The sequence below is a fragment of the Paenibacillus sp. MER 180 genome (assembly GCF_023713665.1).
Lineage (GTDB): Bacteria > Bacillota > Bacilli > Paenibacillales > Paenibacillaceae > Paenibacillus_B > Paenibacillus_B suaedae.
In genome coordinates this window covers 1-378 of sequence record NZ_JAMAVT010000091.1, presented here as the reverse complement: position 1 = coordinate 378, position 378 = coordinate 1, and the positions used below count along the sequence as shown (strand labels likewise).

The following is a 378-nucleotide window of genomic DNA, read 5'->3' as shown; positions in this document are numbered from 1 at the left end:
GATCCACCAGGGCAGACGTTAGCTTGGTGTCCCCAAAAATCGAGGTCCACTGACCGAATTCTAGGTTAGACGTCACAATGACGCTCTGTCTTTCATAACAATCGGCAATCACATTAAACAGCAATTCGGCTCCCGTTTGGCTAAACGGTACGTACCCGACCTCATCTAGGATAAGCAGATCCACCTTTTTTAGCTTCTCACGAAAGCGACTAATTGTGCCTGCTGCGAATTTCTCCTGCAGCACTGCTACCAAGTCCGAAGCCCGGTAAAATTGTACGGTTTTCCCTCGTCTGCAGGCTTCCACCCCTAAGGCGGTTGCCATATGTGTTTTCCCAGTTCCCACAGCCCCCATTAGCAGCAGGTTTTCTTGTCGCTCCA

At 50.3% G+C, this 378-nt stretch carries 1 protein-coding gene; it reads right to left on the bottom strand.

Annotation, left to right across the window (positions count from 1 at the left end; genetic code table 11):
* The coding region (locus tag M3661_RS29980) for an ATP-binding protein (protein ID WP_251491395.1) at window positions 1-378 on the bottom strand (378 nt) is incomplete at both ends.